Genomic DNA, 24,482 nt, shown 5'->3' on the forward strand with positions numbered 1-24,482 from the left:
CGCCGCCCGCGTTATCTGTCTTGCCCTGATCCGAAATCCGAACCCAGAGAGTGCCCATGCGCGCCGAAACCCAAGCCACCATCGAGGCGATCCGCAAATCGCTGAAACTGCTCGGCCAGCGCATGGACTGGGAGACCGCGCCGCACCGGCTGGAAGAGCTGAACGCCATGATCGAGGCGGGCGACATCTGGTCCGACCCGGCCCGCGCCCAGAAGCTGATGCGCGACCGGCAGATGCTGTCGGATGCGGTCGAGACCTATCGCCGGATCGAGACCGAGCTGAAGGACAATGCCGAACTGATCGAGCTGGGCGAGGCCGAGGACGATGCCGAGATCGTCGCCGAGGCCGAGACCTCGCTGAAATCGCTGGCCGAACTGGCCGCGCAGAAGGAGCTGGAGGCGCTGCTGAACGGCGAGGCCGACGGCAACGACACCTTCCTGGAGATCAATGCCGGCGCCGGCGGCACGGAAAGCGCCGACTGGGCCAGCATGCTGGCGCGCATGTATGTCCGCTGGGCCGAGAAGAAGGGCTATGATGTCGAGCTGCTTTCCGAGACGCCGGGCGAGGAGGCGGGCATCCGTTCCGCCGCCTACAAGATCTCCGGCCCCAACGCCTATGGCTGGCTGAAGTCGGAATCGGGCGTGCATCGGCTGGTGCGCATCTCGCCCTATGATTCGGCGGCGCGGCGGCACACCTCGTTTTCCTCGGTCTGGGTCTATCCGGTGGTGGACGACAATATCGAGATCACCATCCCCGACAACGAGATCCGGATCGACACCTACCGCTCCTCGGGCGCCGGCGGGCAGCATGTCAACACCACCGATTCGGCGGTGCGCATCACCCACCTGCCGACCGGGATCGTGGTGACGAGCTCCGAGAAGTCGCAGCACCAGAACCGCGCGAACGCCATGGCGGCGCTGAAGGCGCGGCTGTATCAGCTGGAGCTGGACAAGCGCAATGCCGCGATCAACGCCCAGCACGAGGCCAAGGGCGAGGCGGGCTGGGGCAACCAGATCCGCTCATATGTGCTGCATCCCTATCAGATGGTGAAAGACCTGCGGACCGGGCACGAGACCTCGGACACGCAAGGGGTGCTGGACGGCGACCTGGATGCCTTCATGGCCGCGACGCTGGCGCTGGATGTCGCGGGCAAGTCGCGGGCCGAGGCGCAGGCCGAGGACTGATCCGCCGCGCCTGTTGCGCGGCCGCACGAGTATTTGGGAAACGGTGAAGCCCAGGCTTGCGCATCGCGGGGCGGGCCGCGACTGTGGCGCCCATGCACCTTTTCGCCGGCGCGGGAACGCTGCGGTTGGATGCTGCGTCGCGGCATTGTATGCTGCGAGTGCGAAATGCGGGGTGGGCATGGACGTGAAGCGGATCAACCTGGCGCTTCAGGGCGGCGGCGCGCATGGCGCGTTCGCCTGGGGTGTGCTGGACCGGCTGCTGGACGAGCCCGCGATCGAGATCCGCGGCATCAGCGGCACCTCGGCCGGGGCGCTGAACGGCGCGGCTCTGGCGGCCGGCCTGTCCTGCGGGCCGGGCCGGCGCGGGCGCGAGGCGGCGCGGCAGAACCTGGCCTATATCTGGTCGCAGGTCGGGCAGGTCAGCGACAATTCCGTGGTGCGCTGGCTGCATTCCATGTTTCCTGCGCCGCGCGCCTGGCAGCGGCTGACCGAGCTTTTCTCGCCCGTGGCCTGGCTTGGTTCGCTGACGCGGGTGTTCAGCCCCTATGATTCGGGGCCGTTCTACACCAACCCGCTGGCCGCCATCCTGCGCGAGATGCCGCATCCCCGGCTGGGCCGCGAGGAAGGGCCGGCCTTTTTCGTCACCGCGACCAATGTGCGCACCGGGCTGGTGCGGGTCTTCGGCGGCGCCGAGGTGACGGTGGACACCATCCTGGCCTCGGCCTGCCTGCCCGAGCTGTTCCGCGCCGTCGAGATCGACGATCCGCTGACCGGCCGGCGCGAGGCCTATTGGGACGGCGGCTATTCCGGCAATCCGGCGCTGTTCCCGCTGTATCGCGGCGACCTGCCGCGCGACATCGTCATCGTGAACATCAACCCGATGCTGCGCGACGCGATCCCCAAGACCCCGGCCGCGATCCAGGACCGGGTGAACGAGATCAGCTTCAACGCCGCACTTCTGGCCGAGCTGCGGGCGATCAATTTCGTCAAGCGGCTGCATGCCGAGGACCGGCTGACCGGCCGGCCGATGAAGAACGTGCTGCTGCATGCGATCATGGACGAGGAGTTGATGAACTCGCTGAGCGCCAGCACTAAGCTGATCCCGAATCCCGGCCTGTTGCAGCGCATGCACGATGCCGGGGTCGAGGCGGCCGACCGGTTCCTGGAACGCGATGCCGGCAATATCGGCGAGCGCGATTCCTACGACCTGGCGCAGCTGTTCGGCCGCCGCTAGCGGGTGATGGCCGCGGCGATGCGCGCGGCCAGCCGGGCGTTGTTCAGCACCAGCGCGATATTGGCGTCGAGCGAGCGGCCCCGGGTCAGGTCGAAGATGCGCTGCAGCAGGAAGGGCGTGACCGCCTTGGCGGCGATGCGCTGCGCCTCGGCCTCGGACAGCGCCTGCTCGACGATGGGGATCATCTCGGCGCGCGGGATCTCGGCCTCTGGCGGGATCGGGTTCACCACCAGCTGGCCGCCCCCGAGGCCCAGTTCGCGGCGCAGCCGGGCGCTGGCGGCGATCTGGACCGGGTCGTCCATGCGCAAGGGCGCCGGCAGGCCCGATTCGCGCGACCAGAAGGCCGGCAGCTGGTCCTGGCCGAAGGCGATCACCGGCACGCCCAGCGTTTCCAGCACCTCGAGCGTCTTGGGCAGATCCAGGATCGCCTTGGCCCCGGCCGCGACCACGGTGACCGGGCTTTGCGCCAGTTCCTGCAGGTCGGCCGAGATGTCGAAGCTGGTTTCGGCGCCGCGATGCACGCCGCCGATGCCGCCGGTGGCGAAGACCTCGATCCCGGCCAGATGGGCGCAGATCATCGTCGCCGCCACCGTCGTGGCCCCGGTCCGCCCCAGCGCCAGGCAGGCGGCGAGATCGGCGCGCGACAGCTTCATCACCTGCGCGGCCGGGGTCGAGGCCAGCGCCTCGAGCGTCTCGGCATCGAGACCGACGCGAATGCGCCCGGCCATCACCGCGATGGTGGCGGGCACGGCGCCTGCCTCGCGCACCGCGGCCTCGACCTGTTGCGCGACCTGCAGGTTCTGCGGATAGGGCATCCCATGGGTGATGATGGTCGATTCCAGCGCCACGACTGGCCGGCCCTCGGCCAGGGCCTGCGAGATTTCGGGGGAAAGCGCGATCAGGGGGGTCATGGCTGGTCCTTTCCACAGACATGGTCGGATGCGGCGTTCATGGCGCGGGTCAGGGCCTCGGCGCGGGTGGCGCCGCGGCTTTCGGCCGCGAGATGCGCGGCGAGGAAGCTGTCGCCCGCGCCGGTGACGCGGATGGCCGCCACCGGGCGCGGCGCCGCGGTCAGCGTGGGCACGCCTTGCGCCGCATCGGCGGCGGTGCCGGCGCCGTCGGTCACCAGCACCCGGCGGGCGCCGAGCGCCAGCACGGCCTCGGCGGCGCGGGCGGCGTCGGGCAGGCTGCGGCCGGCCAGGGCCTCGGCCTCGGCGCGGTTCAGGTGGAAGATGGCGCGGGGATGGTCGATCAGCACCCGCAGCCGGGCCGCCTTGTCGGGGCTGGCGGGCACGATGCGCAGGTCGGCTTCGGCAAGGCAGGGATCGCGGGCGATTTCGGTCAGCACCGGCACGGAGGGGTTGCCGTCCACCACCAGCGTGCCTCGCCAGGGCCGGGCGGCATCGCCCAGCCGGCCGTCGCGCAGCGGCGCGAGGAGGGCCGTGCCGGCGGTTTCCAGCGCCCGGGCATCGGCGATGGCCGCGACCAGCCCCTCCGGGCTTTCGATGGCCAGATAGCTGTCGGTGACAAGGCCAGTGTCGCACCAGAGCCAGCGGGTGTCGACGCCGCGCCGGCCGGCCTCGGCCACCAGCGCCTCGCCCGCCGGGTCGCGGCCGACGGCGGAAAGCATGGCGGGTGCCAGCCCCTGCCGGGCCAGGGCCAGCGCCACGTTCAGCGCCACGCCGCCCGGCTGGCGGGTAATGCGTCCCGGCAGGTCGGCGCCGGGCAGAACCCGCACCGCGCTGTGCCCGATCACGTCCCAAAGCATGGCGCCAAGGCAGAGAATGCGGGGAGGGGCGGTCATCGGGGCGGGCCTTCGGGCGGGTTGCGCCGGCGCAAGCTAGCTTCTGGCGATGCCGGGGAAAAGGGGGGTGAGAGGCTGGACAGCGACCCAGACGGGACTCGTTACGGCTGCTTCCTTCCGGACCTGACCGGTTTGGCGAGACGCCTGCCCGCGCCAACCTCTCGCCGCCTAGATAGGCGCGCGCGCGGCAGGATGCAAGCGGCTTGCCCGCTAGAGATGCAGGCGCAGGCGCAGGAAACCGTCCGGGCCCATGCCCGCCGGCTCGACCCGCGCGGAAAGCCCGTCCAGATGCAGCGCGGCGGCCGGCCCGGTCTCGAACAGGACCGAGGTGCCGGGCAGGGGGCGGAAGCTCCAGCCGGCGCGGGAATCGGGTGCCAGCACGCGGCGCCGCGCGACATAGCGGCGCAGCACCTCGCGGGTGCGCGAGGTGCCATCCAGCAGCACCGGCCGTCCCGCCGCCACCGGGGCGAACAGCCCGCAATCGGACAGCCGGTAGCTGTTCGTCACCAGGATGAAGGGCTGGTCCGGCGCCACCGGGCGGCTGCGATGCGAAAGCGCGCCGATGCGGCGCGAATCGGCATGGGCCAGGCGGCCGTCCGGGGCGTAGCGCGGCGGGCGGCTGAGGTCGATCTGCCAGTCCAGCCCGTCGATGATATCGAAATTGTAGCTGGGGAATTCCGGGTCGATCAGCGGCTGGTCGGGCTTGCCCGGCTCGATGCGCAGGAACAGGCTGGCCGAGCGTTCCAGCCATTCATGCAGTTCAGCCCCGGTCAGGCGGATGGCGCAGATCCGGTTCGGAAACAGGTAGAGATCGGCGATGTTGCGCAGCGTCAGCCGCCCGGCCGGCACATCGGTATAATGCTGCGGCCCGCCGCGCCCGCCGGCGCGGAACGGGGCGGCGGCCGAAAGGATCGGCAGGTCCTGCCAGCGCGTGCCGCGCAGCGCGCGCCGCACATGCCAGCGCTGCGCCATGGTCACCAGCCGCAGGCCCGGATCCTCGCCGATCAGGGCGAAATAGCTGCTCAGCGGCCGCTCGGTCCTGCCGATGCGGCGGCGGAAATGCCGCAGGGTCCGGCGATGCGCCGCCAGCGCCGGGCCGGTGACGGCGGGGTGGTCCTCCTCGGCGCCGACCGGCTCGGCGCGGCAGGTGAAATCGGCGATGCGCCAGCCCTGGCCCGCGGGTTCCAGCCGCAGGTCGATCAGACCCAGATGCGAGCCCCAGAAACCCGGCATCACCGCCGGCTTGCCGGCCAGCGTGCCGCGCCGGGCGTCGATCCCCGGCCCCTGCGGATGGTCCGGCGAGGGAAAGACCCGATGCGTATGCCCGGCGATCACCAGGTCGATGCCGGGCAGGGCGGCCAGCGCGGTGGCGGCGTTCTCCATCATCGGCGCGGGGGCGAGCGCGCCGATGCCGCTATGCGACAGCGCCACCACCAGATGCGCGCCCTGGCGGCGCAGCGCCGCGATGCCGGCCCGCGCCGCCAGCAGGATGTCCTGCACCTCGATCTCGGCCTTCAGCCCCGGCTCCCATTCCACGGTTTGCGGCGGCAGAAAGCCCAGCACGCCGATGCGCAGCCGCTGGGGGCGGTCCCGGCGGTCGCGGAACTGCCGCTCCAGCAGGATATGGTTCTGCACCGGCAGCGGGCGGCGCGGGCGCAGGTTGCTGGCGACGATGGGGAATTCCGCCTCGTCCAGCGTGCGGCGCAGAAAGCCGAGGCCAAAGCTGAAATCATGGTTGCCGACCGTGGCGGCGTCATAGCGCAGCGCATTCATCGCCGCGATGGCGGGATGCGGCTGGCGCGGTCCCAGGGCGCCCGCCTCGGCCAGGTAATCGCCCATCGGGCTGCCCTGCAACCCGTCGCCATTGTCGAACAGCAGGCAGTTGGGCGCCGATTGCCGCGCCTTGGCGATCAACGCCGCCGCCCGCGACAGGCCCAGCCGCCCCGAGGGTCGGTCCGCGAAATAGTCGTAGCCCAGCACATGCATGTGCAGGTCCGTGGTCGCCAGGATGCGAAGGTCGAGGGCATCGCCGGGCTGCGGATCGGGCGGAGGGATTTCGGACGTCATGCCGTCTGCATGCGGTCATTATCGACATAATGCAACCATGGATTGCATTTCTGCCCTGGTTCCGCTTAGCGGATGTGGCAGCCTTGCATGCTGCGGTGCAACATGGGATTAACCGGGGCCAAGGTTCAGCGCCCCCCTCTTGTTCGATCGGATAAGCGATGAAGTTCTCGACCCGACAGGATACCGACCTTGCCGCGGAAGGGCTGTTCCGCGCGGTCAGCAATTTCCACGCCATCGAGCGGCTTTTGCTGCGGCGCGGCGCCACGGTGCGCCGGCTGGACGGCCTGGCCGAGCCGGGCGTCGGCATGCGCTGGCTGATCGGCTTCGACTGGCGCGGCCGGCATCGCGAGCTGACCGCCGAGGTCACCCGGCTGGACGCGCCCGAGGTGGTGGCCATCGACGCGCGGTCCGACCAGTTCGAGGTCACGCTGCGCATGACCGTGGTGGCGCTGACCAAGGCGAAATCGCGGCTGATCTTCGAGACGGACATCCATCCGCGCGGCATGAAGGCGCGGCTGCTGCTGCAGACGGCCAAGCTGGGCAAGGCGCAGCTGGACCGCAAGTTCGCCAAGCGCGTGGGCGAATTCGTCACCCACCTGGCCGCGGGCGAGCACGCCTGAATCCGGCTGCCCGCCGCCGTTGCGGGCCGGCGCTATTGCGGCGCGGCTGCCTGCAGCTGCGCCGCGCGCAGCGGATCGGCCGGATAGACGCCCAGGATGTTCAGGCTGGAGGTGAAATAGTCCAGCTCCTCCAGCGCGCGGGCGACATGCGGGTCCTCGGGGTGGCCTTCGATATCGGCGTAGAACTGCGTCGCGGTGAAGACGCCGTCCACCATGTAGCTTTCCAGCTTGGTCATGTTGACGCCGTTGGTGGCGAAGCCGCCGAGCGCCTTGTAAAGCGCCGCCGGGATGTTGCGCACCCGGAAGACGAAGCTGGTCATCATGGTGGTGCCGCCCTGGGCATTGGTGCGGCGGCTGAAATCGGGCTGCCGCGCCATGACCAGGAAGCGGGTGGTGTTGTTCTGGCGGTCCTCGATCCCCGAGGCGAGCTCTTCGAGGCCGTAGATCTCGCCGGCCAGGGGCGCGGCCAGCGCCGCCAGCGCCTTTTCGCCGCGCCGCGCCACTTCCAGCGCCGAGCCGGCGGTGTCGGCCCCGACGATGCCGCGGATGGCGTGGCGGCGCAGGAAGCCGCGGCACTGGCCCAGAAGCACCGGGTGGCTCATCGCGTCGGTGACCTCGGACAGGCGGGTGCCGGGCACCGCCAGCAGGCTGATGCGGACCCGCACGAAGCCCTCGTCGATGATGTGCAGGCCGGTTTCGGGCAGCAGGTGATGGATGTCGGCGACCCGGCCATAGGTCGAGTTCTCGACCGGCAGCATGGCCAGCTCGGCCCGGCCGCCGCGCACCGCCTCGATCGTGTCCTCGAAGGTGCGGCAGGGCAGGGCCTCCATCTGCGGACGATAGAGGCGGCAGGCCTGATGGCTGTAGGCGCCGGGTTCGCCCTGGAATGCGATCACGTTCTGGGTCGGGACATCATCGGTCATGGCTCACACCTCGGCTTGGGGCGGCGCGCGCCCCGTATCGGGGCGGTTCTACCCCGGTTTTGTGTTCTGCGAGCGACAACTATACCTTGAACCGACGGAACAAAAGCGGATAGATACGGCCAAATCCACGGACAGACCCAAGGGATCCGCAGACATGTTCGACACCATGACCGTCACCAAGGCAGCCGGGGCTCTGATCGGCTCGCTTCTGTTCCTTCTGCTGATGGGCTGGGCGGCCTCGGGCATCTATCACGTCGGTCCCGCCGGTCATGGTGACGAGGAACATGCGCAGGCCTATTCCATCCCGGTCGAGGATGCGGGCGCCGATGCCGGCGAGGCCGAGGAGGAGGGCATCGATTTCGCCGCCGTCATGGCCTCGGCCGATGCCGCCGCCGGCGAGAAGGTCTTCGGCAAGTGCAAGGCCTGCCACAAGATGGACGGCACCGACGGCACCGGCCCGCATCTGAACGGCGTCGTCGGCCGCCCGGTCGCCGGGGTCGACGGCTTCAACTATTCGGACGGCATGAAGGCGCATGGCGGCGACTGGACGCATGACGCGCTGCAGGAATTCCTGACCAACCCGAAAGCCGTGGTCAAGGGCACCAAGATGGCCTTTGCCGGCCTGCCCAAGGTCGAGGACCGCGCCAACCTGATCGCTTATCTGGAAGCCCATCCCTAAGGCCCCTGCGTGCCGCAAAACCATGGCGGGCGTCCCCTTGGGGCGCCCTTTTTCTTGCCGGCACGGCGGCTTGCACGGGGCTGGCCGGGCGGATCACGCATTTGCATGTTGAACCGGGGCGGATGGCTGCTAGCCTTGCGCCCGAGGCGGCCGATGCCCGAGCCGGACAGAACAAGGATCAGCAAGACCCGATGACGATGCCCTTCCTGCGACATGCCCCGATGGTTGCGCTTATGGCTCTGATGCCCGGCTGGTCCCTGGCGCAGGAGCAGCCGCAACCCGGAACCATCCGCTCGCATGGAATCGCGATCTTCGGCACGCCGGAACTGCCTGCGGACTTCCCGCATCTGCGCTATGTGAACCCCGAGGCGCCGAAGGGCGGCGAGATCTCGGAATGGGCCAGCGGCGGCTTCGACAGCTACAATCCCTATACCCATCGCGGCCGCGCGGCGGCGCTGTCCAACGCCATGCTGGAGCCGCTGATGGAAAGCGTGGCCGACGAGATCGGCACCGCCTATTGCCTGCTTTGCGAGACCATCGAATACCCCGAAAGCCGCGACTGGGTGATCTTCCACCTGCGCCCCGAGGCGAAATTCTCGGACGGAACGCCGGTGACCGCGCATGACGTGCTGTTTTCCTTCGAGCTCTTGCGCGACAAGGGCCTGTCCTCCTATCGCACGATCATCTCGAAGATCGTCGCCAAGGCCGAGGTGATCGACGATCACAGCATCAAGTTCATCTTCCGGCCGGATTATCCGCGCCGCGACGTGATCCAGTCGGTGGGCGGCCAGATCGTCTTCTCGCGCGAGGATTTCCGCAAGAACAAGCGCGACATCGAACAGTCGAGCAATATCCCCTTCGTCGGCTCGGGGCCCTATATGTTCGACCGCGCCGACATGGGCCGCTCGATCACCCTGCGCCGCAATCCCGATTACTGGGGCAAGGACCTGCCGATCAATGTCGGGCGGCACAATTTCGACCGCATCCGCGTCGAGTATTTCGGCGATTACGACAGCGCCTTCGAGGCCTTCAAGGCCGGGGTCTACACGTTCCGCAACGAGGCGAGCTCGATCCACTGGGCGACGCGCTACGATTTCCCCGCCGTGCAGTCCGGCGCGGTGAAGAAGGAGGCACTGCCCGACGGCACCATCGCCTCGGGCCAGGGCTGGGTCTTCAACCTGCGCCGGCCGAAGTTCCAGGACATCCGCGTGCGCGAGGCCATCGGGCTCATGTTCAATTTCGAATGGTCGAACGAGACGCTGTTCTATGGGCTCTACGAGCGGGTGAACTCGCCCTGGGAAAACAGCCCGCTCATGGCCGAGGGCAAGCCGAGCGAAGCCGAGCTGGCGCTGCTGCAGCCGCTGGCCAAGGATCTGCCGCCCGGCGTGCTGACCGATGACGCCGTGCTGCAGCCGGTTTCGGGCAAGACGCAGCTTGACCGCAGGAACATGCGCGATGCCGCCCGGCTGCTGGACGAGGCGGGCTGGAAGCCGGGCGCGGACGGGCTGCGCCGCAACGCCAAGGGCGAGCTGCTGCGGGTCGAGTTCCTGAACGACAGCGCCACCTTCGACCGGGTGATCAACCCCTTCGTGCAGAACCTGCGCGCCGTGGGCATCGACGCGGTGAACCTGCGGGTGGACGATGCACAACTGACGGCGCGCACCCGCAGCCACGATTTCGACATCGTGACGGATCAGCTGGCCCAGAGCTATTTCCTGTCCGGAGACACCGAGCAGACCTTCGGTTCGGAAAATGTCGGCGACGTGTTCAACCCGATGGGCCTGGCCAATCCGGCCATCGACCGGCTGATCCAGCTGGGCATCGAGGCGACCACGCAGGAAGAGATGACCACCGTTGCCCATGCGCTGGACCGCAGCCTGCGTGCCCTGCGCTTCTGGGTGCCGCAATGGTTCAAGGCCGAGCATACCGTCGCCTATTACGACATCTTCGGCCATCCCGAGACCTTGCCGCCCTATGCGCTGGGCGAGCTTGATTTCTGGTGGCATGACGCGGATAAGGCGGCAAAGCTGAAACAATCCGGCGCGCTGCGCTAGGGCCTTCGGGACCGGCGCGGATCAAGGCGGAGCAAGGGGACGGATGGCAGCCTATATCCTGCGGCGCTTGCTGCTGATCATACCCACGCTGATCGGCATCATGCTGGTCAATTTCACGCTGACGCAATTCGTCCCCGGCGGCCCGATCGAACAGATCATCGCCCGCGTCCAGGGCGAGGGCGACGCGCTGCGCAACATCACCGGCGGCGCCGGCGAGGCGCCGCAGAACACCGAATATGCCGGTGCCCGCGGCATCCCGCCCGAGCTGCTGGACCAGCTGGAAGTGCAGATGGGCTTTGCCAAGATCGTCTGCGCGCCCGATCATCAGGGCGAGCCTGACCTGAGGTCGCCCGATTGCGACAAGGAAAAGATCGGCGCGGCCGAGCGTTTCCTGATCATGCTGGGCAATTACGTCCGCTTCGATTTCGGCATCAGTTTCTTCCGCTCGATCTCGGTGATCGACCTGGTGCTGGAAAAGATGCCGGTCTCGATCACGCTGGGGCTGTGGTCGACGCTGATCGCCTATCTGATCTCGATCCCGCTGGGCATCCGCAAGGCGGTCCGGAACGGCACGCCCTTCGACACCTGGACTTCGGGTGCGATCATCGTCGGCTATGCCATCCCGGCCTTCCTGTTCGCGGTGCTGCTGATGGTGCTGTTCGCGGGCGGCAGCTACTGGCAGATCTTTCCGCTGCGCGGGCTGACCTCGGACAACTGGGCCGATCTGAGCCTCTGGGGCAAGGTCAAGGACTACCTGTGGCACATCGCCCTGCCGGTGACGGCCACCACCATCTCCAGCTTCGCCACGCTGACGCTCTTGACCAAGAACAGCTTCCTGGACGAGATCAACAAGCAATATGTGATGACCGCCCGCGCCAAGGGCCTGACCGAGGGCCGGGTGCTTTACGGCCATGTCTTCCGCAACGCCATGCTGATCGTGATCGCCGGGTTTCCGTCGATGTTCCTCGGCGTGTTCTTCGGCTCCTCGATCCTGATCGAGACCATCTTCTCGCTCGACGGCCTCGGGCGGCTGGGCTTCGAGGCGGCGGTGCAGCGCGACTACCCGGTGATCTTCGGCACGCTTTACGTCTTCGGCCTGCTGGGCCTGCTGGTCGGGATCCTTTCGGACCTGATGTATGTGCTGGTCGACCCGCGCATCGATTTCGAGCGGAGGGCCGGCTGATGGCGATGACCGAGCTGAACCGCCGCCGGCTGCGCAATTTCCGCCGCAACAAGCGCGCCTTCTGGTCGCTGGTCGTCTTCACCATCCTGTTCGTCGCCTCGCTGTTCGCGGAACTGATCGCCAACGACAAGCCGATCCTGGTCAGCTATCGGGGCGAGCTGCATTTCCCGGTCTATCGCTTCTATCCCGAGACCGCCTTCGGCGGCGATTTCGGCACCGAGGCGATCTATACCGATCCGGGCGTGCAATGCCTGATCCGCACCGGCGGAAGGCCCGAATGCTGGGACGACCCCGAGGCGACCGAGCAGGAGGCGCGCGAAACCGGCACGGTCGCGGGCGAGCCGGTCGAGAAGGGCTGGATGCTCTGGCCGCCGATCCCCTATCACTATCGCACCATCAACAATGTCGGCACCGCCCCCAGCGCGCCGGACAGCGCCCATTGGCTGGGCACCGACGACACCTCGCGCGATGTGCTGGCGCGGGTGATCTACGGCTTCCGCCTGTCGATCCTGTTCACGCTGATCGTGACCGTGGTCGCCTCGCTTCTGGGCATCGCGGCGGGCGCGGTGCAGGGCTATTTTGGCGGGCGCACCGATCTGGTCTTTCAGAGATTGCTTGAGATATGGAGCTCAACCCCTTCGCTTTACGTGATTATCATCCTGTTCGCGATCCTGGGGCGAAGTTTCTGGCTGCTGGTCTTCGTCTCGATCCTGTTCGGCTGGCCGGCATTGGTCGGCGTGGTGCGGGCCGAGTTTCTGCGGGCGCGCAACTTCGAATATGTCCGGGCGGCGCGGGCGCTGGGGGTGAATGACCGCACGATCATGTTCCGCCATATCCTGCCCAATGCCATGGTGGCGACGCTGACCATGCTGCCCTTCGTGGTCACCGGCACCATCTCGTCGCTGGCGGCGCTGGATTATCTGGGCTACGGCCTGCCCAGCTCGGCCCCCTCGCTGGGCGAGCTGGCCCTGCAGGCCAAGCAGAACCTGCAGGCGCCCTGGCTGGGCTTCACCGCCTTCTTCAGCTTCGCCATCATGCTGTCGCTGCTGGTGTTCATCTTCGAGGGCGTGCGCGACGCCTTCGACCCAAGAAAGACCTTCCGATGACGCCGGTTCTGAAAGTCAGCGACCTGCGGGTGGGGTTCCGGCAGGACGGGCAGCTGGTGCCCGCCGTCAAGGGCGTCAGCTTCACCGTGGGCAAGGGCGAGACGGTGGCGCTGGTCGGCGAATCCGGCTCGGGCAAGTCGGTCACCGCGCTGTCGACCGTGCGGCTGCTGGGCGAGGCGGCCGAGGTCGCGGGCTCGGTCCGCTATGCTGGGCGCGAATTGCTGGGCGCTTCCGAGCCCGAGCTGCGCCGGGTGCGCGGCAATGACATCAGCTTCATCTTCCAGGAGCCGATGACCTCGCTGAACCCGCTGCACACGCTGGAGCGGCAGTTGGCCGAAAGCCTGGCGCTGCATCAGGGGCTGCGCGGTGCGGCGGCGCGGGCGCGGATCATCGAGCTGCTGACCCGCGTCGGAATCCGCGACCCGGAAACGCGGCTGGCCGATTACCCGCACCAGCTGTCCGGCGGCCAACGCCAGCGGGTGATGATCGCCATGGCGCTGGCGAACGGGCCGGAACTGCTGATCGCCGACGAGCCGACGACGGCGCTGGACGTGACCATCCAGGCGCAGATCATGGAGCTGCTGGCCGAACTCAAGGCCGCCGAGGGGCTGTCGATGCTGTTCATCAGCCACGACCTGGGCTTGGTGCGCCGCATCGCCGACCGGGTCTGCGTGATGAAGGGCGGCGAGATCGTCGAGCAGGGCCCGGTCGAGCAGATATTCTCCGATCCGCAGCACGACTATACCCGCATGCTGCTGGCGGCCGAGCCCAAGGGCCGGGCCGAGCCGATCACCGGCGATGCGCCGCAGATCGTGGCGACCCGGGACCTCAAGGTCTGGTTCCCGATCCAGCGCGGCTTCCTGCGCCGCACCGTCGGCCACGTCAAGGCGGTGAACGGCGCCACGCTGTCGGTCCGGGCAGGCGAGACGCTGGGCATCGTCGGCGAATCCGGCTCGGGCAAGACCACGCTGGCGCTGGCGATCATGCGGCTGATCGAAAGCGACGGGCCGATCCTCTACATGGGCCGCGACATTTCCAAGGTGCCGGGCCGGGCGCTGCGCGGCCTGCGCCGCGACATGCAGATCGTGTTCCAGGACCCCTATGGCAGCCTGTCGCCGCGCATGACGGTCGAGCAGATCATCGCCGAGGGCCTGGGCGTGCACGGCGTCGAACCCGGCCGCAACCGCCGCGAGATGGTGGATGAGATCATGCGCGAGGTCGGGCTGGACCCCGCCACCATGCACCGCTATCCGCATGAATTCAGCGGCGGCCAGCGCCAGCGCATCGCCATCGCCCGCGCCATGATCCTGAATCCCAAGCTGGTGGTCCTGGACGAGCCGACCTCGGCGCTGGACATGACCGTGCAGGTGCAGATCGTCGAGCTGCTGCGCCGCTTGCAGAAAAAGCACGGGCTGGCCTTCCTGTTCATCAGCCACGACCTGCGCGCGGTGCGCGCCATGTCGCACCAGATCATGGTCATGCGCGCCGGCGAGGTGGTCGAGCAGGGCGCGACCCAGGCGGTCTTCGACCATCCGCAAAGCGACTATACCCGCCGCCTGATCGAGGCGGCCTTCCTGACGGCCATCGCATGAAAATCCTGTTCGTCCACCAGAATTTCCCGGCGCAGTTCCTGCATCTGGCGCCGGCCCTGGCGGCGCGCGGCCATCACGTGCTGGGCCTGACGGACGAGACGAACCCGCGCCCCTCGCCGGTCCGGGTGGTGCGCTACAAGGCGCCGGGCGAGCTGAAGCTGCCGCCGATGCTGGGCCGCACCTATAGCGACCATGCCGAGCGCGGCTGGCTGGCCGCGCGCGGCTGCCGGGCATTGCGCGACCGGCACGGCTATACGCCCGACGTGATCTTCGGCCATAGCGGCTGGGGCGAGACGCTGTTCCTGCGCGAGATCTGGCCCGAGGCGAAGCTGCTGGTCTATGCCGAACTCATGTATCGCACCCGTGGCCACGACGTCGGTTTCGACCCCGAGATCAGCCCGGACAGCGACGAGGGGCGGGTCAGCACCGTCGCCCGCTCGGCGCATCTGATCCAGGGGCTGGTGCAGGCCGATGCCGGGCTGGCGCCGACCGAATACCAGGCGCATTCCTTTCCGCCCGAGCTGCGCGGCAAGCTGACGGTGATCCATGACGGCATCGACACGCTGAAGGTCTGCCCCAATCCGCTGGCTGAATTCCTGCTGCCCGACGGGCGCAAGCTGCAGGCCGGGGACGAGGTGCTGACCTATGTCTCGCGTTCGCTGGAGCCCTATCGCGGCTTTCACCGCTTCATGCGCGCGCTGCCCGAAGTGCTGCGGGCGCGGCCGGATGCGCAGGTGGTGCTGGTCGGCGGCGACGGCGTCAGCTATGGCGGCCTGCCCCGGGACGCGGCCAGCTGGAAGGAAAAGCTGCTGGCGGAACTGGACGGCCGGCTGGACCCGGCGCGCGTGCATTTCATGGGCCGCGTGCCCTATCCGCAATATCTGGCGCTGCTGCAGGTGGCCCGGGTGCATTGCTACCTGACCTATCCCTTCGTGCTCAGCTGGTCGCTGACCGAGGCGATGGCGGCGGGGTGCTATGTCGTCGGCTCGGATACCGAGCCGGTGCGCGAACTGGTCCGCGACGGCGAAAACGGCCGGCTGGTGCCGTTCTTCGACCAGCCGGCGCTGGAGGCGGCGCTGATCCGCGGGCTGGCCGGCGATCCCGATGCCGCGCGGCTGCAGGCGGCGGCGCGGCAGACGATCCTGGACGGCTATGACCTGCATCGGCACAGCCTGCCGCGGCTGATCGACTGGGTCGAGAGCTTCGCGCCCTGAAGCGTTTCCGGGGACAATCGGCGTCCACCTGTTGGAAATGCCTTAAAGCTCGATCTCGCTTTCCGGGTCGCGCTCGGGCAGCGGCTGCGGCACGCCGGGATCGTCCGGGCGCGGGTTCAGGCGCGGATCGTCCCCGGGCGGCGGGCGCAGCATGTCGCGCAGCGTATCGCCCACCGGCGGCGGTGGCGGCGCGTCGGCGCGGCGGCGGATAAGGATATCGCCGTTTTCCAGCCGCTCGGGCGCTTGGTAATGGCGCACGTCGTCCATCAGCTTGCCGATATCCTGCAGCACCGGCGCGACCGAGCCCAGCGTGTCGCCCAGGTCCCGGCCAAGCCGGTCCAGATGCGGTTCGGCCCGATCCAGCAGATTGCGCATGAAGTTTTCCAGACCGCGTTCCAGCGTGTCGGATTCCGGGGCGGGCGTCGCCTCGGGCGTCATCTCGGGCGGCGGCTCGTCGGCCAGCGGCGGCTCGTAATCCTGCGCCATGGCGGCGGGGGACATGAGCACGCAGAGCATCAGGGCGAGAACGGGATTGCGCATAGGCCGGTCCTTCGGCTGTTCGCAGGGGAAACGGGCGCCGGTCCGGGCGGGTTCCCTCAGGCCGGGCGCATCCGGTGCATGTTGCGGAAATTCTCCCAGGCCTCGTTCAGGGCGCGGGTGCGGGCCTCGGCCAGGCGGATCGCCTCGGGCGGCAGGCCGCGGGCCAGGGCGCGGTCGGGGTGGCTTTCACGCACCAGTTCGCGCCAGCGCCGCCGCGCCTCGGGCAGCGGCGTGTCGGGCGTCACGCCCAGCACCTCGCAGGAAGGGCAGCCCTGCCGGCGGTCGTGGCGGGCGCGGATCGCCGCCACCTGCGCGGGCGGCAGGCCGAAGATGCGCGCCACCTCGTCGATGAAGATGATCTCGGCTTCGTGCAGGTCGCTGTCGGCGACGGCGATGATGAACAGCCCCTCGACCACATCGGCCAGCACCGGGTCGCCTGGCGGGAACATGGCCGCGATGCGCCGCGCCCAGGCGTCGAAACCGGCGACATCCTGCCGCGCCAGGTCGAAGACCCGGGCGGCGTTCTTTTCCTCGGAGCGGGGGATGATGAAGACGCGGCGAAAGGCCGCCACCTCGGAACGCGCCACGGCGCCGTCGGCCTTGGCAAGCTTGGCCCCCAGCGCGATCACCGCGATGGTGAAGGCCACCGATTTCTCTGGCGGGGTGGCGGCACGGCGCGCGCCGACGATCGCCGCCAGCCGGTCGGCGATGCGCTGCCAGAAGCTGCGCGGCTTGGGCAGTTCGGGGCAGGTCTTCTGCGGGTCCTTGATCGCGGCATCCATGGCAGCAGCCTAGGCGGGGCGGGATGCCAAGTCCACTGACATTCCCGCCAGTTACGAGGCGTTACCTGCGGCTTTCCAGCGCCGCCTTCACGACCAGCACCACCAGCGCAATGACGGTCAGGGTCGAGGCGGCGGCAAAGGCGCCGGTGGTGTTGAGGTCGTTGAACATCAGCTCGATCTGCAGCGGCAGGGTGTTGGTCTGGCCGCGGATCGAGCCCGAAACCACCGAGACTCCGCCGAATTCGCCCACCGCCCGAGCCGTGCACAGCACCGCGCCGTAAAGCAGCGCCCAGCGGATATTGGGCAGGGTGACGCGGGAAAACACCTGCCAGCCGCGCGCGCCCAGGGTGACTGCCGCCTGCTCCTGTTCCGAGCCTTGCGCCTGCATCAGCGGCAGCACCTCGCGCACCACGAAGGGGGCGGTGACGAACATGGTGACCAGCACGATGCCGGGCAGGGCGAACATCACCTTCAGGTCATGCGCGGCCAGCCAGGGACCCAGCAGGCCCTGCCGGCCGTAAAGCAGCAGGTAGCAGATGCCGGCGATGATCGGCGAGATCGAGAAGGGGATCTCGATCAGCACCATCAGCAGCTTGCGCCCCGGAAAGCGGAAGCGGGCGATGGCCCAGGCGGCGGCGATGCCGAAGGCGATGTTGACCGGCACCACGATCACCGCGACCACCGTGGTCAGCCAGATCGCATGCAGGACCAGCGGATCGGCAATGTTCTTCAGATAGACCGCCCAGCCCTCGGCGAAGGCGCGCCAGAAGATGAAGGCCAGGGGCGCCACGACAAAGATCGCCGTCAGCACGAAGGCCAGCCCGATCAGCAGGCGCGGCACCGTGCGGCTTTGGCCGGGGGCATGGGTAAGGGCGAGGGTGCTCATCACCGGGCCTCCAGATGGCGGGCGGCCCGGAACTGGATCAGGTTCGACAGCGCCAGCAGGATCAGCGCAATGAGCAGCAGCACCAGCGCAATGGCGGCTGCGCCCTGATAGTCGTATTCCTCCAGCCGGATGAAGGCCAGCAGCGCCGCGATCTCGGTCTTGAAGGGCAGGTTGCCGGCGATGAACACCACCGCGCCGAACTCGCCCAGGGATCGGGCGAAGGCCACGGTCGAGCCCGCCAGCCAGGCCGGCAGGATCGCCGGCAGCACGACGCGGCGGAAGATGGCGAAGGGCCGGGCGCCCAGCGTCATCGCCGCCTGTTCCAGCGCCGGGTCCAGATCCTCCAGCACCGGCTGGATGGCGCGCACCACGAAGGGGATCGAGGTGAAGGTCATCGCCAGGATCACGCCGCCCAGCGTATAGACCAGCTCGATCCCCGCCCCGGTCAGCGGCGCGCCGAACCAGCCGTTCGCGGAGTAAAGCGCGGTCAGCGAGATGCCGGCGACGGCGGTCGGCAGGGCGAAGGGAATGTCCATCAGCGCGTCGAGGATGCGCTTGCCCGGAAAGTCGTAGCGCGTCAGCACCCAGGCCATCAGCAGGCCGTAGAAGGCGTTGAAGACGGTGGCCGCGGCGGCGGCGGTCAGCGTCACCCGCAAGGCCGCCAGCGTGCGCGGCGCGGTGACGATGGCCCAGAACCGTGCCGGGCCGATCTCGGCCCCTTTCAGCACCAGCGCCACCACCGGGATCAGGATCACCAGCGCGACGTAAAGCAGCGTCGTGCCGAGGCTCAGCGAGAACCCCGGCAAAACGCGTTTCGCGCGGATGGGCGCGGCGGCGGCGGTCATTGGTTGACGAAGACCTTGTCGAGGATGCCACCCTCGGCCAGATGCTCGGCCGTGACCTTGTCCCAGCCGCCGAAGACCTCGTCCACGGTCAAGAGCTTCACCTCGGGGAACTCGGCGGCGTATTTCGCCGTCACCGCCTCGTCGGTGGTGCGGAAATGGTTCTCGGCCAGCGTCTCCTGCGCCTCGGGCGAATAGAGCCAGTTGAGATATTCCGTCGAGATTTCGGTGGTGCCGTTCTTCTCGGCGTTCTCGGTCACCACGGCGACCGGGAAGGCGGCGAAGAGGCTGGTCGCCGGTGTCACCGCCTCGAAGCCCTGCGCCTCGTATTGCTTGGCAATGGCCTTGGTCTCGGCCTCGAAGGTGATGAGCACGTCGCCGATATTGCGCTCGGCGAAGGTCTGGGTGGCGGCGCGGCCGCCGGTGTCGAAGACCGGCACGTTGGCAAAGATCTTGCCCACGAATTCCTGCGCCTTCTCGGGCGTGCCGCCCTCTTGCGTCAGGGCATAGGCATAGGCGGCCAGATAGGTATAGCGCCCGTTGCCGCTGGTCTTGGGGTTCGGGAACACCGCCTGCACGTCGTCGCGCGCCAGGTCCGCCCAGTCCTTGATGCCCTTGGGATTGCCCTCGCGCACCAGGAAGGCCGGCAGCGAGTAATAGGGCGAGGCGCCGTTGGGCAGGGCCTCGCGCCAGTTCTCGGCCACCAGCCCGCCCTCGGCCAGCACGTCCACGTCGGTTTCCTGATTGAAGGTCACCACATCGGCCGGCAGCCCCTCGAGGATGGCGCGCGCCTGTTTCGACGAGCCGGCATGGCTTTGGTCGATGGTCACGTCGCGGCCGGTCTTGTCCTTCCAATAGGCCTGGAATTCGGGGTTCAGCGCCTCGAACAGCTCGCGGGCGATGTCATAGCTGACATTCAGGATCTTGTCCTGGGCCAGCGCCGGGGTGGACCCCAGCAGAAGCGCCAGCGCGGCGACGTGAAGCTTGCGGATCATCATAGGCTTTTCTCCTTGCGGGGGAATTCGGCGGCGGCGGCCTGCGGCGGCAGGGCGCGGGGGCCGGGAAAGATCGTGCCCGCCTCGGGGCGCAGGTTGACGCGGGCGCCGGGGACGAGGCCCTGCGCCTCGGGCGCGCGGCGGGGCAGGTCGATGCCGAAATGACCGGTGCCGTCGGTCAGGTCCAGCCGCAGCAGGGCGCCGTTGCTGGTGCGGTGCGCGACCTGCCAGCGCCCGGCAGGATCGGTCAGCGGCGTCACGTCGGCGGGGCGCAGGAACAGCGTGGCCGGACCGTCGGGCAGGGCGCGGCGCGGCAGGCGGCTGCTGTCCAGCCCCTGCGCCTCGGCGCGGCCGGCCTGCAGCACCACCGGCAATTCGATGGTCGCGCCCATGAAGCGGGCGACGAAAGGGCTGGCGGGGTGGTCGTGGATCTGGTCGGCATTGCCGATCTGCTCGATCCGGCCCTCGCCCATCACCACGACGCGGTCGGCCAGCTCGAAGGCTTCCTCCTGGTCATGGGTGACGAAGATCGTGGTCGAGCCGGTCTCGTCATGCACTTCGCGCAGCCAGGCGCGCAGGTCGCGGCGCACGGCGGCGTCCAGCGCACCGAAAGGCTCGTCGAGCAGCAGCACCGTGGGCTCGATGGCCAGCGCCCGACCAAGCGCGACGCGCTGGCGCTGCCCGCCCGAAAGCTGCGCCGGGTAACGGTCGCCCAGATGCGCGATCTGCAGGAATTCCAGCAGCTGGTCCACCTTGGCCGCGATGACCGCCTTGCCCGGTCGCTGGGCGCGCGGGCGCACGGTCAGGCCGAAGGCGATATTGTCGCGCACGCTCATATGCGGGAACAGCGCGTAATGCTGGAAGACGAAGCCGATGCGCCGGTCCTGCGCCGCCAGGTGCAGCCAGTCCGCGCCATGCACCACCAGCCCGCCAGAATTCGGCCATTCCAGCCCGGCGATGATCTTCAGCAGCGTGGTCTTTCCCGAACCCGAGGGTCCGAGCAGCGCCACCAGCTCGCCCGATTCGATGGTCAGGTCGATGCCGCGCAGCACCGCGGTGCCGTCGAAGCTTTTGGTCATGTGCTCGATGACGATGGACATGGCGCCTCCGTTTTCGGGCCAGAGGTAACGGGCCGGCCGGGGCCCGGCAAGGCGGCCGGGCCTCTGGCGCATGGGCGGGCGGCGAATGTTTTCCCAAGCCCGGCCGGGCGGAGGACCGCTGTTCCCGGCCCGCCGGGCCCCGGGCGGAAACCGTCCGGGCCGGGGCAGGCGCGCAAACGCATTCTTCCTTATTTTTCATGCCGCCCTGCGGCGCGGGGCTTCGCAATCCCGCGGGCCGCTGCTAGGGTCCGGCGCGCAGGCGGAAAGGATGGCGGACGATGGATGGCGGGGATCTGGTGATCAGGCGGGAAAGCCCCTTGGGCGGGGATCTGGCGCTGCTTTTTCAGCGCCATACCGCCGACATGCATGCCGACACGCCGCCGGACTCGATCCACATGCTGCCGCGCGCCGCGCTCGACACGCCCGAGATCGCCTTCTTCGTGCTGCGCGAGGGCGGGGTGCCCCTGGGCATGGGCGCGGTCAAGCGCATCGCCCCCGATCATGGCGAGATCAAGTCCATGCATGTGCTGGCCGAGGCCCGCGGCCGCGGCCATTCCCGCCGCATGCTTCAGGCGCTGATCGACCATGCCCGGTCCGAGGGGATGGCGCGGCTGAGCCTTGAGACCGGGGTGCAGCCGACCTTCATCGCCGCGCGCGGGCTTTACCTGCGGGCGGGTTTCGTCGAATGCCCGCCCTTCGGCGATTACCGGCACGACCCGAACAGCGTCTACATGACGATTGACCTGGGCGGTTCGGATTGAACGGTTGATTCAGCCGCCATCCTGCGCCATGACTGCCGCCGTGCGGGCCCGTAGCTCAACTGGATAGAGCAGGGACCTTCTAAGTCCAAGGTTGAGGGTTCGAGCCCTTCCGGGCCCGCCAATGGCATCATGACGCTTTGGGCCGACATGCAGCGGCCGGCTTTCCTATAAAGCGGGCTTGTATCAGGCCGCTCTGCTCCGCTGCCTTCCGGGCGTCACGCCGGGGCGGATGCCGCGGCCTTCCCTTCCACAGCCAGCCGGCATCATAAGGGGGTGTCGCCGTCTCGCCGCGGTGGCGTTTGGCGGGCAGCAGCGGGCGCGGCAGCATCAGGCCCGGCTGCCGGATAGGCGACCGAAGCCCGGCAGCCGGCCTTCGCCGGCGCAGGATCGCCGTCGGGGGCCGGCCGGGGCCAGAAAAAGGCCGGCCAATGGCCGGCCCCAGGTGCCTTGCGGCTGGCCCGGCGCTTACTGCACCAGGGCCTTGTGATGCTGGGCGTGGCGCACCGCCAGCTTGCGGCCCATCCGTCCCGAGGCCAGCAGGCGCGCGCCCTGCGGCAGGTCGTCCTCGGCCCGGTCGCGCAGCTCCGGGAACAGCGCGAAGATCTCGGCCTGGGCCTCGCGGCCGACGGATTTCAGCGCCTCGGGGCCAGTGTAAAGCGACTCGGTCTCGGCGCCTTCGGACAGCACGATCTCGTGCCGGTCGAAAAGGAAGTGGAAATATTCCACCGCCTCGATCTCCTGGGCAATGTCGATGCCGTCGATCTGCAGAAGCTGCTTGGCGGCGACCAGAACCTCGGCGGCGCCGAACATCTTCTGCGCGATCTTCGAGCGCACCAGGATGCGATGCTGGGGCGAGACGATCAGGTCGCGCCCGGGCAGACCCTGTCCGAGCGCGCCGGCCGAGATGCGGATCGGGCGCAGGTTCGGGCTGGTCTCCAGCATGCGGCTGCCCACCACGCGCGAGCCGACCCAGCGCACCGGCTGCAGCCCGTGGTCGCGGGTCATCACCAGCATGCCGGGCCGCAGTTCCTCGACCGGAAGCGGGCCGTGCTCGGTCTCGATCAGCGTGCCGCGGGCAAAGCAGGGGAAGCAATGCCGGTCGACGAAGATGCCGTCATAGCACAGGTCGTAATTGCTCGACTTGCTGGGGAAGTTGACCGACACGATGGGCCGGGTGGTCAGCGCCTCGACCTCGGCCGCCGACGCGCCCTTGGGCGGCGGCATCAGGAAGGTGTGGCCGGCCGAATCCTGCATGATGCGGACCGGCAGGTGCAGCGTCTCGTAGCTGCCGTCCGGGTTGCGGAAGGTCACTGCGGTGTTCTTGACGATGAAGGTCGAATCGACCTTGTAGCTCGAGACGTTGCCGTCGCCATCCGCGTCATGGCGGATCGGCTCCGACAGAAAGCCGAAGGGGCCGTCATTGGTGCGGATGACGCCGTCGCGGTTGACGTCGACGGCGCTGACCTCGACCAGGTTGCGCGCCAGCGGGTCGGTCTGCGAGCCGAAGCTCTTGCCGCCAAGGGTGCTGCTAGCCTTTTCGGCGCCGGGGGAAAATTCATTGGGATCCATATCGGGCAGCTTGCCGAGATAGATCATGTTTTCGCAGTCGGGGCCGGTCGGGCCGCAATGATGACCGTGGCCGCCATGCTTAAAAGACATATCAACACTCGCTATTCAGATACGCGCCCGTTCCCGGGGCCGCGTAATCGGTTGCCTCGCGCGTCTGGCTGCCGGGCAAGCGAGATCCTTCGCCGAAATCGACGTTCCAGCCGAAATTGGCCGGACAAGCCTGTCAGGAGGCGCGACGCGCAGTATCGGGTCAACAGGACGCCGACATCAATTTGTCTAGAATATGGCGATTTTATCGCAAGGGGAAAAACTGAACCGTTCGGTTAAAAATCTAGTAAATTCATAATGGTTAACGAGCCTGCGCGGGCGATATCGATGAATTCTCAGGAAAATTGTTCGCGGCCTCTTTCCGGCATTATGTCGAAAAGATTGCGCACGGCCTGCGGCTGTGGCGCAAATGCGGCGGGGCTGGGGGCCGAAAAACGAAAGGGCCGGGCGAATGCCCGGCCCTCGCGATAGATCCTGTCGGTTGCGATTATTCGCGATTGCCGAGGAACTGCAGCAGGAACATGAACAGGTTCAGGAAGTCCAGATAGAGCTGCAGCGCGCCCATGATCGCGGCCTTGCCGAGGAAGTCGCGGTCCGAATTCGCCAGCTGCAGATAGGTGTTCTTGATGTTCTGCGTGTCATAGGCGGTCAGGCCAGCAAAGATCAGCACGCCGATCGCCGAGATGGCGAACTGCATGGCGCTGGACTGCAGGAACAGGTTCACGATCATGGCGACGATCAGGCCGATCAGGCCCATCATCAGGAAGGTGCCCATCCCCGACAGGTCGCGCTTGGTCGTGTAGCCATAAAGCGACAGCCCGGCGAAGGCGATCGCGGTGATCAGGAAGGTCTGCACGATCGAGAACGAGGTATAGGCGGCGAAGATCCAGCTGATCGAGATGCCCATCACCGCGGCGAAGGCATAGAACAGCGTCGTCGCGCCCTGCACCGACAGGCGGCTCAGCGCGGCGCCGAAGGCAAAGACCATGACCAGCGGCGCGAACATCACCAGCCATTTCACCGGCGACAGATACAGCGTCTTGCCGAATTCGGTCAGGTAATGGCCGTTGCCGAGCGCCCATTGCGTGGGCGTGTCGGACAGGGTCAGCCCGGCCATGCCCCAGGCGGTGCCGGCGGTGACCAGCATGCCCACGGCCATCAGGCCATAGACCTTGTTCATATAGGCGCGCAGGCCCTCATCCACGGCAGCCGAGCGCGTCGCGGTCCCGGCCGTGCGGATCGAATTGTAGTCTTGCATAAGTTCTCCCCGGTCGAAAATCGCGGTGCGGCCCGGATGGC

22 protein-coding genes, 1 tRNA gene and 1 other RNA gene are annotated in these 24,482 nt (G+C 68.1%); 11 read left to right on the top strand and 13 right to left on the bottom strand.

Translation table 11 applies throughout. The annotated features are described in order from the left end of the window. The first annotated feature begins 56 nt into the window (after positions 1-56). Positions 57-1,184, top strand: a complete 1,128-nt coding sequence (prfB, locus tag L632_RS0105285; RefSeq protein ID WP_028711408.1) for a peptide chain release factor 2 — start codon at positions 57-59, stop codon at positions 1,182-1,184. A gap of 178 nt (positions 1,185-1,362) precedes the next feature. After that, a complete protein-coding gene (locus L632_RS0105290) occupies positions 1,363-2,418 on the top strand; it encodes a patatin-like phospholipase family protein (protein WP_028711407.1) in 1,056 nt (351 codons plus the stop codon). Here L632_RS0105290 and L632_RS0105295 read toward each other — a convergent pair. The 4 genes from L632_RS0105295 to L632_RS22110 all read right to left on the bottom strand — a co-directional run bounded on the left by L632_RS0105295 (position 2,415) and on the right by L632_RS22110 (position 6,289). After that, positions 2,415-3,329: a pseudouridine-5'-phosphate glycosidase gene (locus tag L632_RS0105295; RefSeq protein WP_028711406.1), complete on the bottom strand. Its 915-nt coding sequence runs from the start codon at positions 3,327-3,329 to the stop codon at positions 2,415-2,417. The genes L632_RS0105290 and L632_RS0105295 overlap by 4 nt on opposite strands. Then, positions 3,326-4,222: a PfkB family carbohydrate kinase gene (locus tag L632_RS0105300; RefSeq protein WP_028711405.1), complete on the bottom strand. Its 897-nt coding sequence runs from the start codon at positions 4,220-4,222 to the stop codon at positions 3,326-3,328. Before L632_RS0105300 ends, L632_RS0105295 begins: the two co-directional genes overlap by 4 nt. 66 nt (positions 4,223-4,288) lie before the next feature. Beyond that, positions 4,289-4,385, bottom strand: an RNA gene (ffs, locus tag L632_RS23765) — signal recognition particle sRNA small type. Between the two features lie 47 nt (positions 4,386-4,432). After that, positions 4,433-6,289: a bifunctional 2',3'-cyclic-nucleotide 2'-phosphodiesterase/3'-nucleotidase gene (locus L632_RS22110; RefSeq protein ID WP_051476383.1), complete on the bottom strand. Its 1,857-nt coding sequence runs from the start codon at positions 6,287-6,289 to the stop codon at positions 4,433-4,435. A 158-nt stretch (positions 6,290-6,447) separates the two neighbouring features. Here L632_RS22110 and L632_RS0105310 point away from each other — a divergent pair, with 158 nt between their 5' ends. Continuing rightward, positions 6,448-6,909 (top strand): hypothetical protein, encoded by a 462-nt coding sequence (locus L632_RS0105310; RefSeq protein ID WP_028711404.1) that lies wholly within the window; start codon positions 6,448-6,450, stop codon positions 6,907-6,909. Positions 6,910-6,941: 32 nt separating this feature from the next. Here the strand turns inward: L632_RS0105310 and L632_RS0105315 are convergent, their stop codons facing one another. Beyond that, a complete protein-coding gene (locus L632_RS0105315) occupies positions 6,942-7,832 on the bottom strand; it encodes a prephenate dehydratase (protein WP_028711403.1) in 891 nt (296 codons plus the stop codon). Positions 7,833-7,986: 154 nt separating this feature from the next. On the opposite strand from L632_RS0105315, the gene L632_RS0105320 reads away from it, so the two are divergent. From L632_RS0105320 to L632_RS0105345, 6 genes are all read left to right on the top strand, one after another. Next, positions 7,987-8,511: a cytochrome c family protein gene (locus L632_RS0105320; protein ID WP_028716449.1), complete on the top strand. Its 525-nt coding sequence runs from the start codon at positions 7,987-7,989 to the stop codon at positions 8,509-8,511. A 191-nt stretch (positions 8,512-8,702) separates the two neighbouring features. Further along, positions 8,703-10,565 (top strand): extracellular solute-binding protein, encoded by a 1,863-nt coding sequence (locus L632_RS0105325; RefSeq protein WP_028711401.1) that lies wholly within the window; start codon positions 8,703-8,705, stop codon positions 10,563-10,565. Between the two features lie 43 nt (positions 10,566-10,608). Further along, entirely contained in the window at positions 10,609-11,748 is a 1,140-nt protein-coding gene (locus L632_RS0105330) for a microcin C ABC transporter permease YejB (protein ID WP_028711400.1), read from the top strand. After that, complete coding sequence (locus L632_RS0105335) at positions 11,748-12,854, top strand: ABC transporter permease (protein ID WP_028711399.1); 1,107 nt, start codon at positions 11,748-11,750, stop codon at positions 12,852-12,854. Before L632_RS0105330 ends, L632_RS0105335 begins: the two co-directional genes overlap by 1 nt. Continuing rightward, complete coding sequence (locus L632_RS0105340; RefSeq protein ID WP_028711398.1) at positions 12,851-14,446, top strand: ABC transporter ATP-binding protein; 1,596 nt, start codon at positions 12,851-12,853, stop codon at positions 14,444-14,446. Before L632_RS0105335 ends, L632_RS0105340 begins: the two co-directional genes overlap by 4 nt. Continuing rightward, positions 14,443-15,660 (top strand): glycosyltransferase, encoded by a 1,218-nt coding sequence (locus L632_RS0105345; protein ID WP_028716450.1) that lies wholly within the window; start codon positions 14,443-14,445, stop codon positions 15,658-15,660. Before L632_RS0105340 ends, L632_RS0105345 begins: the two co-directional genes overlap by 4 nt. Before the next feature lie 42 nt (positions 15,661-15,702). Here L632_RS0105345 and L632_RS0105350 read toward each other — a convergent pair whose 3' ends face one another. The 6 genes from L632_RS0105350 to L632_RS0105375 all read right to left on the bottom strand — a co-directional run bounded on the left by L632_RS0105350 (position 15,703) and on the right by L632_RS0105375 (position 20,805). Continuing rightward, positions 15,703-16,200 (bottom strand): hypothetical protein, encoded by a 498-nt coding sequence (locus tag L632_RS0105350; protein WP_036697427.1) that lies wholly within the window; start codon positions 16,198-16,200, stop codon positions 15,703-15,705. 56 nt (positions 16,201-16,256) lie between these two features. Further along, positions 16,257-16,982 carry a molecular chaperone DjiA gene (locus L632_RS0105355; protein ID WP_028711395.1) on the bottom strand — a complete coding sequence of 242 codons (726 nt, stop codon included), beginning with the start codon at positions 16,980-16,982 and terminating at the stop codon, positions 16,257-16,259. A gap of 61 nt (positions 16,983-17,043) precedes the next feature. Next, positions 17,044-17,868, bottom strand: a complete 825-nt coding sequence (gene cysW / locus L632_RS0105360) for a sulfate ABC transporter permease subunit CysW (protein ID WP_028711394.1) — start codon at positions 17,866-17,868, stop codon at positions 17,044-17,046. After that, a complete protein-coding gene (gene cysT / locus L632_RS0105365) occupies positions 17,868-18,713 on the bottom strand; it encodes a sulfate ABC transporter permease subunit CysT (RefSeq protein WP_028711393.1) in 846 nt (281 codons plus the stop codon). Before cysT ends, cysW begins: the two co-directional genes overlap by 1 nt. Beyond that, a complete protein-coding gene (locus L632_RS0105370; RefSeq protein WP_028711392.1) occupies positions 18,710-19,708 on the bottom strand; it encodes a sulfate ABC transporter substrate-binding protein in 999 nt (332 codons plus the stop codon). The genes cysT and L632_RS0105370 overlap by 4 nt, the downstream gene beginning before the upstream one ends. Next, positions 19,705-20,805, bottom strand: coding sequence for a sulfate/molybdate ABC transporter ATP-binding protein (locus L632_RS0105375; RefSeq protein WP_028716451.1), 1,101 nt, complete (start codon positions 20,803-20,805; stop codon positions 19,705-19,707). Before L632_RS0105375 ends, L632_RS0105370 begins: the two co-directional genes overlap by 4 nt. A 278-nt stretch (positions 20,806-21,083) precedes the next feature. Here L632_RS0105375 and L632_RS0105380 point away from each other — a divergent pair, with 278 nt between their 5' ends. Together L632_RS0105380 and L632_RS0105385 are read left to right on the top strand one after the other, a co-directional pair. Continuing rightward, positions 21,084-21,566, top strand: coding sequence for a GNAT family N-acetyltransferase (locus tag L632_RS0105380; protein WP_028711390.1), 483 nt, complete (start codon positions 21,084-21,086; stop codon positions 21,564-21,566). Between the two features lie 44 nt (positions 21,567-21,610). Beyond that, positions 21,611-21,687: transfer RNA gene (locus L632_RS0105385), tRNA-Arg, on the top strand. 344 nt (positions 21,688-22,031) lie between these two features. Here the strand turns inward: L632_RS0105385 and L632_RS24605 are convergent. Beyond that, entirely contained in the window at positions 22,032-23,225 is a 1,194-nt protein-coding gene (locus L632_RS24605; protein ID WP_198019300.1) for a Hint domain-containing protein, read from the bottom strand. A 445-nt stretch (positions 23,226-23,670) separates the two neighbouring features. After that, positions 23,671-24,441, bottom strand: a complete 771-nt coding sequence (locus L632_RS0105395; protein ID WP_028711389.1) for a Bax inhibitor-1/YccA family protein — start codon at positions 24,439-24,441, stop codon at positions 23,671-23,673. Between the last annotated feature and the right edge of the window lie 41 nt (positions 24,442-24,482).

The sequence above is a fragment of the Paracoccus sp. J39 genome (assembly GCF_000518925.1).
Taxonomy (GTDB): Bacteria; Pseudomonadota; Alphaproteobacteria; order Rhodobacterales; family Rhodobacteraceae; genus Paracoccus.